The sequence below is a fragment of the Devosia sp. XGJD_8 genome (assembly GCF_046614475.1).
GTDB lineage: Bacteria > Pseudomonadota > Alphaproteobacteria > Rhizobiales > Devosiaceae > Devosia.
In genome coordinates, this window is record NZ_JBKJHF010000001.1 from 1,830,076 (window position 1) to 1,844,763 (window position 14,688).

Consider the following 14,688-nt stretch of genomic DNA (forward strand, 5'->3'; position numbering starts at 1 on the left):
GTCCAGGCCTGGCGCCGTGGCGGCCACCTATCACCATGCAAGGAGACCAGCATGTACACCTTCGACAAGCAGCTGCGTGGCATCACATTCGACGATGCCATTGCCCGCACCAGGCAGGTGCTCGCGTCCAAGGGCTTTGGCGTCCTCACCGAGATCGACATGCAGAAGACCATGAAGGCCAAGCTGGATGTCGACATTCCGGCCTATGTCATCCTGGGCGCCTGCAACCCCAAGATGGCCTATGAGGCGCTGCAGCTGGAGCCACGCGCCGGCGCCATGCTGCCCTGCAACGTGATCGTACGGGAGCTGGCAGATGGCGTCATCGAAGTCAGCGCCATCGACCCCGTAGCCTCCATGACCGCCATCGACAATCCTGCGCTGCAGGCCGTGGCCGGCAAGGTTCAGAGCCTGCTGAGCGAAGCTGCCGACGAGCTCTAGAACCCCATGGACAGCGTCGCTTTGGCGGACTGGCTGAGCCCGGATCCGCCGACAGTGGCCTGATATCCGAACCTGGCATTGGTCGTCTGCGAGAGCGCCGAGTCGAAGCTGACGTCGAGCACGAGTTCGGGGCTGCTGACCGGCCGGGCGCGCACGTCAAACGCCGTGCTGCCGGCAAGCTGCATCTGGTAGCCGGGCTCGGAATTGCCCACCGCTGCCCGCAAGGCGACGCCGAGGCCCAGGCTTGCCTCCTGCCCGCCCATGTCGATTTGCGTTGCGGACCGCAGTCCGATGGCCGCCATGGTCAGCCCGCCATCGCCTGCGCGGCCGCTCAGCGCCAGCGGGGAGCCGGTCTCGGCAAAGGTCGTCGAGGACAGATGCGCATGCGACAGGCCGAGATAGGCCTCGGCGGCGCTCGGGCCGTCCAGGAACTCATAGGCCAGCTCGCCGAACACCTGCGCCTGCCCAGCCGTATATGCCGCGACGGCGCTTCCGGATTGTCCGGGGATGTCGAACTTGCGCGTGCCGGCCATGTCGTAGAGGCCGGCAATCGCCCCGCCACGCAGGGCCACGGGACCTGCCTCCACCGCACCATAGATGCCGGCATGCACGCCACTGGCCCTGACACTCGACCCGAGCGCGTCGATGCTCAGACTCGTCACGGACGACCCGACCAGAGCCCCGACCAAGGTTCCAGCGTCGACCTGCCGATCCACCCCGAACTCCACGCCCCCGGTCAGGGACTGTTGCGCATAGGGATGGTTGGGTGAGGCTGCAGCGGTGGTCAGGTTGCCGATCGCGCTCGACCAGATTTCCGCACCCTCTTCGGTCCGCTCATCGCCCATGCGCGCCAGCACGGCGTCGCGCGTCAATGATGCGTCCGACAGCAGCCCCATGCGGATGTCCGCATGCGCCTCGCCCGAGAGCTGATTGTAGGTGTGGCGCGCCTGCTCGGCGGACAGGCCGACGATCGTGTTGGCGATGGGGCTGGTCGGCGGAAGCGATCCGAGTGCGCCGCCAACGGCAACCTCGTTGGGCGTCTGCCCGACATCGGTGAAGCTGACATCGTTGCGCGTCAGGGTCAGCAGCACATCGGTCGGGTCGTAGGAGAGGCTAGCGTCGAGAAAGGCAAGGTTGCTGGCCACCGGGCCCGCAAAGGCGCCGGTGACAGAGGCGCCGCTGGCAATCGTATAGGTCGTGGCAAGCGCGTAGGTGCCATCGGCGGCAGCGACCGAGACCTGCGCTGCCGGATCGATGGTGACGGCCCCGGTCGCCGCGAGCCGGTCCGACTGGCCCGCGGCATTGACCTCGACCGCATAGGTCGAGCCTGCCCCGAAGCTGGCCGCGCCATTGACGCTCAGCGTGCCGATGGAATTGCCCGGCGCCAGGGTCGCCAGGTTCTGCAGCGTCAGGCCACCGATCGTGCCGCTGCCCCCCAGCCGCCCGCCGCTCTCGACGCTGACGGCCGAGCCGAGCGTGCCATTCACCACCAGCGTCCCGGCATCGACAAAGCTCGTCCCCGCATAAGTGCCGGTGCCGGCAATCTCGAGCACGCCCGGGCCGCGCTTGCGCAGGCCGCCCGCGCCGGACAACACGCCTGTCAGGGTAAGGCGCGTGTCGGCGGCCGGCTCGAACACGCCGCCGCCTGGCTCGAAGGTCATGGACCGCGCGCTGCTAAAGCTCGCATTCGTAGCAAGCGTTCCGGCCTGGAAGGTCAGGGCGCCTGCGGCAGCGCCCAGATTGGCATCGGAAGCGACCCCCACCGCTTTCCCGTTTCTGATGGTGAGGCCGCCGGAGAACGTATTGGCGCCGACAAGGGTAAGCCGATCGGTGCCGTCGACGACCACATTGCCCGAGCCCGAAATCACACCCGAAAAGGTGTTGGATCCAATATCGAGAATGGAGAGCGTGCCCTCGTTCACGATATCGCCACGGATGGCCAGCGTATTGCCGGCCAGCGTGCCCCCCTGGATTTCGATGCCGCCGGTATAGCTGTTGGCATTGTTGTCCAGCGTCAGCGTACCGGCGCCCCGCTTGACCAGGAGGCCGCTCCCCTCGATGCGGTTGGCCAGGGTCAGGTCGTTGCTGCGATTGACCACGAGGGTCCCATCATTGGTGATGGTGGCGCCCGCGGCAATCGATCCGGTCGTGCCGCCATTGCCGATTTCGATGGTTCCGGCGCTGATCTGGATCGGCCCGGTAAACGTGTTGGTGCCGCTGAGCACCAGCCGTTCCGTGCCCGTCTTGACCAGGCCGCCAGTCCCGCTGATCACGCCGCTGAAATTGGAAAGCGCCGCGCCGGCAACGGTCAGCGTATTGGCACCGAGATCGATGATCCCGTTCCCCGAAATGGCGCCGACGGTTTCGCTGCTCAGCAGCCGCGCCGTGCCGCTGCCCGTGGCCGACAGCATGGCGGTATCGGCGACGGCTTGTCCGTTCTGCAATTGCAGAATGCCGTCATTGACGGCAACGCCGCCCGCATTGGTATTGACGCCAGCGAGGATAAACGTGCCCGTTCCGGTCTTGAACAGCCCGCCGGCGCCGCTCAGGCTTCCGGTAAAGAACCTGGAGGTGTTGTCGCCGCCGGTCGTCAGGTTCCCGGTCAGCATGACTGTGCCATTGCCGCTGAGCGAGCCGATGGTTTCGTCCGCCAGCACGGCGAAACTGGCCGGAGCCTGCATGACGACGGCCGATTGGTCTGAAATGGCGCTGCCGCCCGACACGGCGAGCGTCCCGGCCTCGATGCGTGTCTCGCCGGTATAGGAACCGGTGCCTTCAAGGGTGAGCGTGCCGGTGCCCAGCTTGGTGAGCCCCGAGCCGGCGCCGGACAATGTGCCGGAATATGTCGTGCTGGTATTGTCGCTGCCAACCGACAGGATCACGCCCGGCGCTATCGTCACAGCCCCTGACCCGGCAAGAGAACCCGCGCTCTGGCCGGTCCCGACGTTCAGCGTGCCGTTGATGACCAGGGCGGCGCTGGTCTCGAGGGCACCGCTCGCTGTCAGTGTCAGCTTGCCTCCCGTGCTCACCGTCACGGTTTCCGCGCCACTGATTGTGCCGTTCATGGTAAGATCGCCCGTGATGGTCACGCCCTGGCCGACGTTGAGCAATCCGTTAAACGTGCCCGGTCCCACGCTCAGGTTGCGCGCGCCGATCTGGCCGCCGCCCGACAATCCTTCCAGCGTCGCGTTCTGCAGCCCGAAATCCAGCGCTGCGCCGCTCGCTACGTTCACGGGACCGAAAAAGGCGAAATACTGCGCGGCCGAGCTTCTGGTGACTTCCAGCGTGCCGCCATCAACGGAAATGATGGGCGGATTGGTGTTGCTGAAACTGCCGAAACCCTCCACCTGGATCGTGCCGGCCTGGCCGGCGAGGCCGAACCGCAGCGGTTGGCCCTGCGGCAGGGCGGCGATCTGCTGGATGGTGAGCACGCCCGTCGTGGAGATTGTCGTTGCCCCCTGCAGGAATATACCGGTCGAGATCGTCCCGTCGCCGATCGTGCCGCCACCGATCACATGCAGATGGGTTCCGGGCGCGAACGTCACCTGCTGCGCGAATGTACTGGTGTCGGTGACCTCGACATAGCCACTGATGCTGCTCTGGGCCTGCGCGCCATGGCTGCCCGCGCCGAAGGCGCAGAGCAATCCGGACAGAACCGCGGGCGCAGTGTGTCTTGTCCCGGCCACCCCTTGCGTCCCCCGTTTTTCCTTAAGTATGCGGCAGATAGCGGCCCGGTCAGGGCGCTGCCGTTTCTTTTGGCGAGGACACCAGGTTGTTGCTACTCCAAAATTTGCATCGATTGTGTCGCGGCCCTTGCTGTATTGCGTTCCGGCCGGAGGACGAGCATTGGCAATCAATTCAAGTCTGATCACCCAGGACAACTTCCGCGCGGCCGTGGCGGACTATTGCAACCGCATGACGGAGCCGGCCGTGCCCGGCTGGCCGATCCGGAAATTCCTCAATCAGCTGGACCGCTACTATGCCTGCTATGTGCTGATCGGCCTCTTCTACGCCGGAGACGACGACGCGCCCGCCGCGACGCTCTCGCGGCTGCAGGCCGAATCCCGGCTCAGCCCGCGCCAGACGGCCACGCTGGTGCAGACCCTGTCCACCGCCGGCCTGATCGCAGTGGAGAGTGACGCCCGCGATCGGCGGCAAAAGGTGCTACGCCCGCAGCCCGAGCTGATCCGCGAGGTCGGCCGCTCCTGCGCCTGTTTCGTCGCGGCCTTCGACCGCCTGACGGGCCAGAACCTGTCGCGCGAGCTGGAACGATCACCCGATGCGCTTGGCAGGCTGATCGCACGCTCGCGCAGCGTGATCCGCCAAAGCGACACGGTGATCGCCGCCTTCCCACGGGTCTTTGCCGCGGCCGGCTTCGACTGCGGCTATCAGCTGCTGGTCGGCCTGATGGCGGGCCATTACGCGAGCGGCCCCACCCACCGCGTGCTGACCTACAAGGCCATGGCCGAGCGCTTCCAGGTCTCCCCATCCCATGTCGCCAATGTCATTGCCCATTTCCGCGCGCACGGCATCATCGCGCCGGAGAAATCCGGCGCGGTCCGGCCGGATTTCCGTGAGGAATTCGAGCAATGGTGCGCCGCCGAAATGCAGCACTATGCCAAGCTGATGGCGTAGCCGGGGGCAGGGCGGATCGGGCCTGCCCGTCGCGCTCCGCGATCGAGCTAGACCTGTCGGGAAACTGCCGCCAGGGACCCATCAACAGCAAGCGTCCCCCTGTGCTCGGCACTCGTGGCATAGGGCCAGGCAGTGGCATCGATGTCGAGATCACCGAACTGCTCAGGGTCGAACACCGGGCGCGCTATGCCGCGCTTCAGCTGCGAGCGGAAATCGTTCAGCACGCGCAGCGCGATGGGAAACAGCATCATGATCGCCATCAGGTTGACCAGGGCGAGAATGCCCATGACCGGATCGGAGAAGAAGAACACAGCCGTGGCTCCCGGCGCCGAGGCCCCCAGGAAAACGACGCCGACAATGCAGAGTCTCAACACGTGAAGCGCCGCATTGCTTTCGGTCATCACCTTGAGCGCGGTCTCGCCCAGGTAATAGTTGTAGATGATAGAGCTGAAGGCAAAGAGCAGTATGGCAAGCGTCAGGAAATACTGAGACCACCCGCCAAGTTGGCTGACCAGGGACTGCTGGGTTAGCACGACACCATCGACGCCTTCGGCGCCGGGCACGTAGACCGGGCTCAGCAGGATGATGAAGGCCGTGCACGAACAGACGATGATCGTGTCGATGAAGACCGAAAACGACTGGGTTATCCCCTGGCTGATCGGATGCCTCACCTCGGCGGTGGCGGCAATATTGGGGGCGGAGCCGAGGCCGGCCTCGTTTGAAAACAACCCTCGCCGCAGGCCCTGGGCCAGCGCAGCGCCCACGCCGCCACCGACGACCTCCTCGAGGCCGAAAGCATTGGCAACGATTGACCAGAGCACGCCGGGCAGGGCCGTGATGTTGAGGGCGATCACCAGCAGGGCCATGCCGATATAGACGAAGGCCATGACCGGGATCACGACATCGGCTGCCTTTGCGATACGGCGAATGCCGCCATAGACGATGAAGCCCGTCAGGACCGCCAGGAATATGCCGCTCCATACGCGATCGATCCCGAGGCTGTCATTGGCGGCCCCGGCAAAGGTATTGCCCTGGAATGCATTGAACCCGAACCCAAAGGCGGCCAGCAGGCAAACGGCATAGACCACCGCCAGCCAGCGATACTGGGCGCCCAGGCCGTGAATGATATAGGCCGCCGGACCACCCCGGTAGGTGCCGTCCCCGTTGGACCTTTTGTAGAGTTGCGCCAGTGAAGCCTCGACCAGGCTTGTGGCCATGCCGATCAGCGCCACGGCCCACATCCAGAACACTGCGCCTGGGCCCCCCAGGGTAATCGCAACGGCGACGCCCGCGATATTCCCGCCGCCGACCCGTCCGCCGACTGAGACGAGAAGGGCCTCTCGCGCACTGATGGAATTGGGATCGCTGCTCTGGTTCTTGGAGGAGAGGACCCGGAACATCCGCCCGAAATATTCCAGCTGCACGAACCCGCTCATGACGGTGATGAAAGCGCCGAAGATGACCAGGATGGGGATGAGCGACCAGCCCCAGGTGAAATCCTCAATGAGGCTGAATAGCTGTCTGACCAGGTCCAAGTTCTCAAGCCCTCCGCTGAACGACTACGCTAGGCGATAGGCCCGCCATGCTCAACCAGCCGGGCGACTTTATTGTTTTCTTATGGCCGGCCCGGACCTTCCGGATGGAATCCTTATGGCCATCAGGGCCATTCAATGACCTCCAAAGCCATGGAGGCAACCATGTCCGATCTGATCATCCTCTCCGTCATCGCCATCGCGTTCCTGGGCCTGTTTGCCTATGCGCGCGGCCTGTCGCGCCTGTGAGGGCGCCATGTTGGTGATCATCATCCTCATCGTGCTCGGCCTCGCTGGCTATCTGCTGGCGACCCTGATCTCGCCCGAGCGTTTCTGACCCCAAAATTCTCCAAGGAGAGCAATCATGACGTGGCAAGGCTGGCTGCAGATTGGCCTGGTGCTCGGGCTCGTCGCCGCAGCGATCAAGCCGCTGGGGCTCTATATGGCCCAGGTATTCGACGGCAAGCGCACCTTTCTGACCCCGCTATTTGGCCCGGTGGAGCGGGGCTTCTACCGCCTTGCCGGCGTGAACGCGCAATCGGAACAGACCTGGCTGGGCTACACTACCGGTGTCCTCCTATTCAGCTTCTTGGGCGCGCTGCTGCTCTACGCCATCCTGCGCCTGCAGGCCGTGCTGCCCTTCAATCCGCAGGGCTTTGCCGGGCTGTCGCCCGACCTCGCCTTCAACACCGCCGTCAGTTTCGTGACCAATACCAACTGGCAGTCCTATGGCGGCGAGACGACAATGAGCCATCTCAGCCAGATGCTGGGACTGACGGTGCAGAATTTCGTCTCGGCCGCGAGTGGCATCGCCATTGCCGTGGCCGTGTCACGGGCTCTTGCCCGGTCGGGTGTCGACCGGATCGGCAATTTCTGGATCGATCTGACCCGCGCCACCCTCTACGTGCTGCTGCCCATGGCAGTTGTGGTCGCGGTCGTCTTCGTGGCGCTCGGCCTGCCGCAGACCCTTGCCGGATCGGTCGACGTCACGAGCCTGGAAGGCGCCAGCCAGACCATCGCCATGGGGCCGATGGCCAGCCAGGAGGCGATCAAGCAGCTCGGCACCAATGGCGGTGGCTTCATGAACGTCAACGCCGCCCATCCCTTTGAGAATCCCAACGCCTTCTCGAACTATCTCGGCATCTTCTCGATGCTGTCGATCTCTGCGGCCATGGTCTACGCCTTCGGCCAGATTGTCGGCAGCCGCCGGCAGGCCTGGGCATTGCTTTCGGCCATGGCCGTCCTGCTGGTCGTCGGCATCGGCGCGATCTACTGGGCCGAGACGGCGGGCAATCCGATCCATCTTGCCGCGGGCCTCGATCCGGCCCTGGGCAATATGGAGGGCAAGGAAGTCCGCTTCGGCCAGGCTATGACTGCGCTTTACGCGGCCGTGACCACCGGGCTCTCCAATGGCGGCGTCAATGCCATGCATTCCTCGCTGACCCCGCTTGGCGGACTCGTACCGCTATTTCTGATCCAGCTCGGCGAAGTCCTGCCGGGCGGCGTCGGCTCCGGGCTCTATGGCATGGTGGTCTTTGCCATCCTGACGGTCTTTGTTGCCGGCCTGATGGTGGGGCGCACGCCCGAGTTCCTGGGCAAGAAGATCGAGGCGCGCGAGATGAAGCTGGCCATGCTGGCCGTCCTCGTCCTGCCTCTCGCCATTCTCGGCTTTTCCGCCCTGGCCGCCGTTCTGCCCCAGGGCCTGGCCGGCCCGGCGAATAGTGGCCCCCATGGGCTGACGGAGATTCTCTACGCCTATTCCTCGGCTGCCGGAAACAATGGCTCGGCCTTTGCTGGCCTCGCCGCCAACTCGCCCTGGTACAATACCACGCTGGGGCTCGCCATGCTGGCCGGTCGCTTCGCCTATATCGTGCCGGTCCTGGCCATAGCCGGGTCGCTCGCGCGCAAGCAGAAGGTGCCGGCATCCGCGGGCACGTTCCCCACCGATGGGCCGCTGTTTGTCGGCCTGCTCATCGGCATCATCCTCATCCTCGGCGGCCTGCAATTCTTCCCCGCGCTCGCCCTCGGGCCGATCCTGGAGCACATCCTCATGCTCGCCGGCCAGACGTTCTAGGAGACCTCACATGTCAACGAAAGCTGCAACGCCTTCGGTCTTCGACCCGGCTATCCTCTTGCCGGCCTTGCGCGACGCGCTCATCAAGCTCGACCCAAGGCAATTGGTGCGCAATCCCGTCATCTTCGTCACCGAGGTGGTGGCGGTGGTGGTCAGCGCGCTCTGGCTGCAGGAACTGCTGACCGGCATCGGCGCGCCCGCCTTTTCGGGGCAGATCGCGGCCTGGCTCTGGTTCACCGTGCTCTTCGCCAATTTCGCCGAAGCCGTCGCCGAGGGGCGCGGCAAGGCGCACGCGGAAAGCCTCAAGCGCGGCAAGGCGGACCTGTTCGCCAAAAGGCTCCTGTTTCCGGGTGACGAGGGGGACACCGCCTCCGAAGTGATCCCGGCGACCGCGCTCAAGGTCGGCGACATCGTCCTGGTCGAGGCCGGCGACATCATTCCCGGCGATGGCGAAGTGGTGGCCGGCGTTGCCTCCGTCAATGAAAGTGCCATTACCGGCGAGTCCGCGCCGGTGATCCGCGAAAGCGGCGGCGATCGCTCGGCGGTGACCGGGGGCACGCAGATCATCTCCGACTGGCTCAGGATCCGCATCACCACCAGGCCCGGCGAGAGCTTTGTCGACCGCATGATCGGCCTCATCGAGGGCGCCAAGCGGCAGAAGACGCCGAACGAGATCGCCCTCTCGATTCTGCTCTCGGGCCTGACCCTGGTCTTCCTGATCGCCGTCGTCACCCTCTATGGCCTGGCGCTCTATTCGGGCACCGAGCTTTCCATCGCAGTGCTGGCTGCGCTGCTGGTGACGCTGATCCCCACCACCATTGGCGGGCTGCTCTCGGCCATCGGCATTGCCGGCATGGACCGCCTCATCCGCTTCAACGTGATCGCCACGTCCGGCCGCGCCGTCGAGGCCGCCGGCGATGTCGATACGCTGCTGCTCGACAAGACCGGCACCATCACCTTCGGCAATCGCATGGCGAGCGAATTCCTGCCGGTCGAGGGCATCGACGACGCCGACCTCGCCCAGGCCGTGCTGCTGGCCAGCCTCGCTGACGAGACCGCCGAAGGCCGCTCCATCGTGGCGCTCGCCAAGGCCGAGTACGGGCTGGCGGAACCGGCCTCGGGGCAGGGACGGCCAATCCCCTTTTCCGCCCAGACGCGCATTTCCGGCATCGACATCGATGGTCGCGAAATCCGCAAGGGCGCCGTGGATGCCGTGCTCAGGTTTGTCGGTCTCGACCGCAGCCAGGCTCCGGCCGAATTCAACGCGGCAGTCGACCTCGTCGCGCGCACTGGGGGCACGCCGCTGGGCGTAGCCGATGGCAAGAGGCTGCTCGGCGTCATCCACCTCAAGGATGTGGTCAAGCCCGGCATCAAGGAGCGCTTCGCCGCCCTGCGCTCCATGGGCATCCGGACCGTGATGGTGACGGGCGACAATCCGGTAACCGCCGCCGCCATCGCGTCGGAAGCCGGCGTGGACGATTTCCTCGCCGAAGCCACGCCCGAGCAGAAGCTCGAGTTCATCCGCCGCGAGCAGGAGGGCGGCCGCCTCATCGCCATGTGCGGCGATGGCACCAATGATGCTCCCGCGCTCGCCCAGGCCGATGTCGGCGTCGCCATGCAGTCCGGCACCCAGGCCGCGCGCGAAGCCGGCAACATGGTCGACCTCGATTCCAGCCCCACCAAGCTCATCGAGATCGTCGAGATCGGCAAGCAGATCCTGATGACGCGCGGCTCGCTCACCACCTTCTCGATCGCCAATGACGTCGCCAAATATTTCGCCATCATCCCGGCGCTGTTCATGGCGACCTATCCCGAGCTCGGCGCGCTCAACGTCATGGGGCTGGCCTCGCCGGAATCGGCAATCCTCTCCGCCGTCATCTTCAACGCCCTGATCATCGTCGTCTTGATCCCGCTCGCGCTCAAGGGCGTCAAATACCGGCCGGTGGGCGCAGCCGCGCTGCTGCGCCGCAACCTCCTGGTCTATGGGCTGGGTGGCCTTGTCGCCCCCTTTGTCGGCATCAAGCTCGTCGACCTTGCCCTCAGCGCCCTCAACCTCATCTAGGAGACCTGCCATGCTGATCGCACAACTTCGTCCGGCCCTGGTCCTGCTCCTGCTGCTGGCTACCCTGACCGGGCTGGCCTATCCCCTGGCCATCACCGGCATCGCCCAGGCGGCTTTTCCCAGCCAGGCCAATGGCAGCCTGGTCGAGCAGGATGGCCAGGTCGTCGGCTCCGCCCTGATCGGGCAGGTCTTCGCCGGGGCGGGTTATTTCCACCCCCGTCCTTCGGCCGTCGGCTATGACGCGGCCGGCTCCGGCGGCACCAATCTGGGCGCAACCTCCGCCACGCTCGCCAGCGACGTCGCTGCCCGCGCCCAGGCGTTTGCCCCGGGCGAGGCGCCCGCCGACGCCGTCACCGCCTCTGCCTCCGGGCTGGACCCGCATATCTCCCCGGCCTATGCCGCGGCGCAGGTCGCCCGCGTCGCCGCCGCGCGGAGTCTCGATGCTGCCGGCCTCGCCGCACTGGTCGAGCAAAACACCGAGCATCCCCTGCTCGGCATTTTCGGCGAGCCCATGGTCAATGTGCTCAAACTCAATCTTGCGCTGGACGCCTTGGGAGACGACAACAGCTAAATGGACGAGGCAAGGGAAACGGCCCGCCCGGACCCCGCGGCGCTGCTCAAGCTTGCCGCGGGCGAGGGTCGCGGCAAGCTGACGATCTTCCTGGGCGCGGCGCCCGGAGTCGGCAAGACCTATGCCATGCTGGCGCGCGCACGGGCGCGCCGGCTCGGCGGCACCGGTATCGTCGTCGGCCTGGCCGAAACCCATGGCCGCAGCGAGACCGCCGAGCTCCTCGAAGGGCTCGAAATCCTGCCCCGCCGCAAGGGCGAGCATTCGGGCAGGACCTATGACGAATTCGACCTCGACGCCGCCCTTGCGCGCCGCCCGGCCATCATCATCGTCGATGAACTCGCCCATACCAACGATCCTGCCGCCCGCCACCCCAAGCGCTACCAGGATGTCGCCGAACTGATCGATGCGGGCATCGATGTGTGGACCGCCCTCAATGTGCAGCACCTCGAGAGCCAGGCCGACCTCGTCGCCCGCATTGCCGGCGTGCCGGTGCGCGAAACCGTGCCCGATGTCGTGCTGCAGCTCGCCGACGAGGTGGTGCTGGTCGATCTGCCGCCCACCGAGCTCATCCAGCGCCTCAAGGAGGGCAAGGTCTACCTGCCCGAAAATGCCACCAGGGCGGCCGAGAAATTCTTCCGCCCCGAGACCCTGACGGCCCTGCGCGAGCTGGCGCTGCGGCGCACCGCCAACCGGGTCGACGACCAGATGAGCGACATCTGGCGGCAGCAGGCTGTCGAAGGCCCCTGGGTCACTGGCGAGCGCCTGCTGGTCTGTGTCGGCCCCGATGCCCTGTCCGAAAAGGTCGTGCGCTCCGCCAGCCGCATGGCCCTTGGCCTCAATGCCCGCTGGATCGTGCTGGCCCTGATGCGCAGCGCCGATCCGATCCTGGATGCCGACCGGTCCGCCCGCCTCGAGACGACGCTTGTGCTGGCCGAGCAGCTGGGCGCCGAGGTGCGGCGCCTCGTGGCCGATGACTTTGTCGCCGAAATCCTCCGCGTCGTGCGGCGGGACAATATCACCCAGATCGTGGTCGGACGGCCCCGGGCCGGCGGCCTCGTTCGCCTGTTCCGCCGCTCGCTGGCCGATGCGCTGGTCGATGCGGCGCCCGGCGTCGGCGTCCACCTGCTGTCCGATGCTTCCGGCCCCGCGGGCCTGCGGCTGCGGCCGCGCAAGCGCAGCCTGCCGCAATGGGCCGCGGCCGTCGGCCTGCCCATCGCCACGGTCGGCGCCATCACCGTGCTCGGCCTCGGCATTTCGCAGCTGCTGGCCCTGCAGAACCTGTCGATCCTCTACATGCTGGCAGTCCTGCTCTCGGCCATCCTGGCCGGCCGCTTCTCCGCCATGCTGGCGGCGGGCCTGTCCTTCCTCGCCTACAACTTCTTCTTCATCGAGCCGGTCCACACCTTCACCATCGCCAGGCCGCACGAGGTGCTGGCCTTGGCCATCTTCATGGCCGTCGCCGCGGTGACGGGCACGCTGGCGGCGCGGCTGCGCGAGCAGATCGAACGTGCCCGCCAGGCGGTCCGCAGCACGCAGGCGCTCTACGATTTTTCCCGCAAGCTCTCGGCCGCCTATGGCGTCGATGGCGCCCTGACGGCAACCACCGCGCAGCTCCACGCCATGCTGGGCCTGCCCGCCGTGGCCCTGGCTGCCGGGGAAACCGGCGGGCTCGAACTTCGTGTTGCCTGGCCGCCCGACCAGGCGCTGGACGACATCGCCATGACCGCGGCGCGCTGGGCCTTCGACAAGAAGGAGCCGGCCGGCTGCATGACGGGCACGCTCCCCAACGTGCCCTATCTCTTCATCCCCATCCGGTCCGACCAGCGCATGGCCGGCATTGCCGGCATCCGGCTCGACGCCGCCCATGGCCCGCTCTCGCCCGATGAGGACCGCCAGGTTTCCGCCGTGCTGGAGCAGGCGGCCATCGCCATAGATCGCGCCCGCCTCGTGCGCGAAAACGCCCAGGCCGCCGTGGCCCGGGAAGGCGAAAAGCTCCAATCGGCGCTGCTGTCCTCGCTCTCGCATGACCTGCGCACGCCGCTCGCCTCGATCACCGGCGCCGTCACCAGCCTGCGCCAGCTCGGCGACCGGATGAGCGCCGAATCCCGCATGGATCTCCTGGCCTCCATCGAGGAGGAAACCGGGCGCCTCGCGCGGTTCGTCGGCAATCTCTTCGACATGACGCGGATCGAATCGGGCCTGCTCAAGCCCCGCCGCGAACCCGTCGACCTGCGCGCCCTGGTCGCCGGCCTTGCCGACCGCATGCAGCGGATCGACGACCGGCTCACGCTGGAAATCAGCGCGGCGGAAGCCATGCCGCCGGCCCTTGCCGATCCCGCCCTGCTCGAACAGGTCCTGTTCAATCTGCTCGACAATGCCCGCAAATATGCCGGGACCGACAAGCCGGTGAGCATCTATATACGGCGTGAGGCCAACATGGCGGTGATCAGCGTGACCGACCAGGGCCGCGGCATTCCGGAGGACGAGCTGGAACTGATCTTTGAAAAATTCCATCGCCGGGCCAAGGGCGATGGCCGCCCCGCCGGCACCGGCCTGGGCCTCTCCATCGCGCGCGGCTTCGTCACGGCCATGGGCGGCACCATCAAGGCCGAGAGCCCCGCGATGCGCAAGCGCGGCACCCGCTTCGTCATCCGCCTGCCGGTGGCCGAGGCGCCATGATCACCCAGCCCCGCATCCTCGTCGTCGATGACGAGCCGCAGATCCAGCGCTTCCTCAAGCCCGCCTTGATGGCCGTCGGCTATGACGTGCTGCAGGCCGGAACGGTCGCCGAGGCCCGGCGCGCCATCGCCGCGCAGGCGCCGGACGTCGTGGTGCTCGATCTGGGCCTGCCCGATGGCGATGGCAAGGATGTCATCGCCTCGGTCCGCGCCTTTTCCGCCGTGCCCATCATCGTCCTGTCGGCGCGCGACCGCGAAAGCGAGAAGATCGAGGCCCTCGACCTCGGCGCCGACGACTATGTCGAAAAACCCTTCGGCATCGGCGAACTGCTGGCCCGCATCCGCACCGCGCTGCGGCACCGGCAGGACACGCAGCCCCCGCCCGACGGCTTCGCCTTCGGCGCCCTCGCCATCGACGATGCCGCCCATCGCGTCACCCTTGCCGGCCAGCCGCTCCACCTGACGCCCAAGGAATACGATCTTCTCCTGCTATTGGCCCGCAATGCCGGCCGCGTCCTCACCCACCGGCAGATCCTGACCCAGGTCTGGGGCCCGGCCCATGCCGAAGACGTCCAGTACCTGCGCGTCCTCGTCGGCCAGCTGCGCGCCAAGATCGAGCCCGCCCCGGGCGGCCGGGGCCTGATCGAGAACGAACCAGGCATTGGCTATCGGCTGGAACCCCGAGAGTAAGGTGAGGG

At 66.5% G+C, this 14,688-nt stretch carries 10 protein-coding genes; 8 read left to right on the forward strand and 2 right to left on the reverse strand.

The genetic code is table 11. The annotated features are described in order from the left end of the window. Nucleotides 1-51: 51 nt before the first annotated feature. Nucleotides 52-438 carry a DUF302 domain-containing protein gene (locus ACLI1C_RS08595; RefSeq protein ID WP_411396453.1) on the forward strand — a complete coding sequence of 129 codons (387 nt, stop codon included), beginning with the start codon at nt 52-54 and terminating at the stop codon, nt 436-438. On the opposite strand, the gene ACLI1C_RS08600 is transcribed toward ACLI1C_RS08595, so the two are convergent. After that, nucleotides 435-4,124 (reverse strand): autotransporter-associated beta strand repeat-containing protein, encoded by a 3,690-nt coding sequence (locus ACLI1C_RS08600; RefSeq protein WP_411396454.1) that lies wholly within the window; start codon nt 4,122-4,124, stop codon nt 435-437. The genes ACLI1C_RS08595 and ACLI1C_RS08600 overlap by 4 nt on opposite strands. Nucleotides 4,125-4,284: 160 nt before the next feature. Between ACLI1C_RS08600 and ACLI1C_RS08605 the strand changes: the two genes are divergently transcribed. After that, complete coding sequence (locus ACLI1C_RS08605) at nt 4,285-5,073, forward strand: hypothetical protein (protein ID WP_411396455.1); 789 nt, start codon at nt 4,285-4,287, stop codon at nt 5,071-5,073. Nucleotides 5,074-5,120: 47 nt separating this feature from the next. Here ACLI1C_RS08605 and ACLI1C_RS08610 read toward each other — a convergent pair whose 3' ends face one another. Next, nucleotides 5,121-6,608 (reverse strand): alanine/glycine:cation symporter family protein, encoded by a 1,488-nt coding sequence (locus ACLI1C_RS08610; protein ID WP_411396456.1) that lies wholly within the window; start codon nt 6,606-6,608, stop codon nt 5,121-5,123. Between the two features lie 220 nt (nt 6,609-6,828). On the opposite strand from ACLI1C_RS08610, the gene ACLI1C_RS08615 reads away from it, so the two are divergent. From ACLI1C_RS08615 to ACLI1C_RS08640, 6 genes are read left to right on the forward strand one after another with little or no spacing between them, the layout of a single operon-like run. Continuing rightward, a complete protein-coding gene (locus ACLI1C_RS08615) occupies nt 6,829-6,942 on the forward strand; it encodes a potassium-transporting ATPase subunit F (protein ID WP_411396457.1) in 114 nt (37 codons plus the stop codon). A 27-nt stretch (nt 6,943-6,969) separates the two neighbouring features. Next, nucleotides 6,970-8,679 carry a potassium-transporting ATPase subunit KdpA gene (gene kdpA / locus ACLI1C_RS08620; protein WP_411396458.1) on the forward strand — a complete coding sequence of 570 codons (1,710 nt, stop codon included), beginning with the start codon at nt 6,970-6,972 and terminating at the stop codon, nt 8,677-8,679. A gap of 10 nt (nt 8,680-8,689) precedes the next feature. Next, the gene (gene kdpB, locus ACLI1C_RS08625; RefSeq protein ID WP_411396459.1) at nt 8,690-10,741 is read left to right on the forward strand and encodes a potassium-transporting ATPase subunit KdpB; all 2,052 of its coding nucleotides are present in this window, start codon (nt 8,690-8,692) and stop codon (nt 10,739-10,741) included. Nucleotides 10,742-10,754: 13 nt separating this feature from the next. Beyond that, nucleotides 10,755-11,312 (forward strand): potassium-transporting ATPase subunit KdpC, encoded by a 558-nt coding sequence (gene kdpC / locus ACLI1C_RS08630; RefSeq protein ID WP_411398277.1) that lies wholly within the window; start codon nt 10,755-10,757, stop codon nt 11,310-11,312. Beyond that, entirely contained in the window at nt 11,313-13,991 is a 2,679-nt protein-coding gene (locus ACLI1C_RS08635) for a DUF4118 domain-containing protein (RefSeq protein WP_411396460.1), read from the forward strand. Continuing rightward, on the forward strand, nt 13,991-14,680 hold the full coding sequence (locus ACLI1C_RS08640) for a response regulator (RefSeq protein WP_411398278.1): 690 nt from the start codon (nt 13,991-13,993) through the stop codon (nt 14,678-14,680). Before ACLI1C_RS08635 ends, ACLI1C_RS08640 begins: the two co-directional genes overlap by 1 nt. Nucleotides 14,681-14,688: the final 8 nt, after the last annotated feature.

What these genes read in the sequence shown, in the direction of transcription:
- ACLI1C_RS08595 (WP_411396453.1), top strand. Translation starts at nt 52, where the DNA reads ATGTACACCTTCGACAAGCAGCTGCGTGGCATCACATTCGACGATGCC.
- ACLI1C_RS08615 (WP_411396457.1), top strand. Translation starts at nt 6,829, where the DNA reads ATGCGCGCGGCCTGTCGCGCCTGTGAGGGCGCCATGTTGGTGATCATC.
- kdpA (WP_411396458.1), top strand. Translation starts at nt 6,970, where the DNA reads ATGACGTGGCAAGGCTGGCTGCAGATTGGCCTGGTGCTCGGGCTCGTC.
- kdpB (WP_411396459.1), top strand. Translation starts at nt 8,690, where the DNA reads ATGTCAACGAAAGCTGCAACGCCTTCGGTCTTCGACCCGGCTATCCTC.
- ACLI1C_RS08635 (WP_411396460.1), top strand. Translation starts at nt 11,313, where the DNA reads ATGGACGAGGCAAGGGAAACGGCCCGCCCGGACCCCGCGGCGCTGCTC.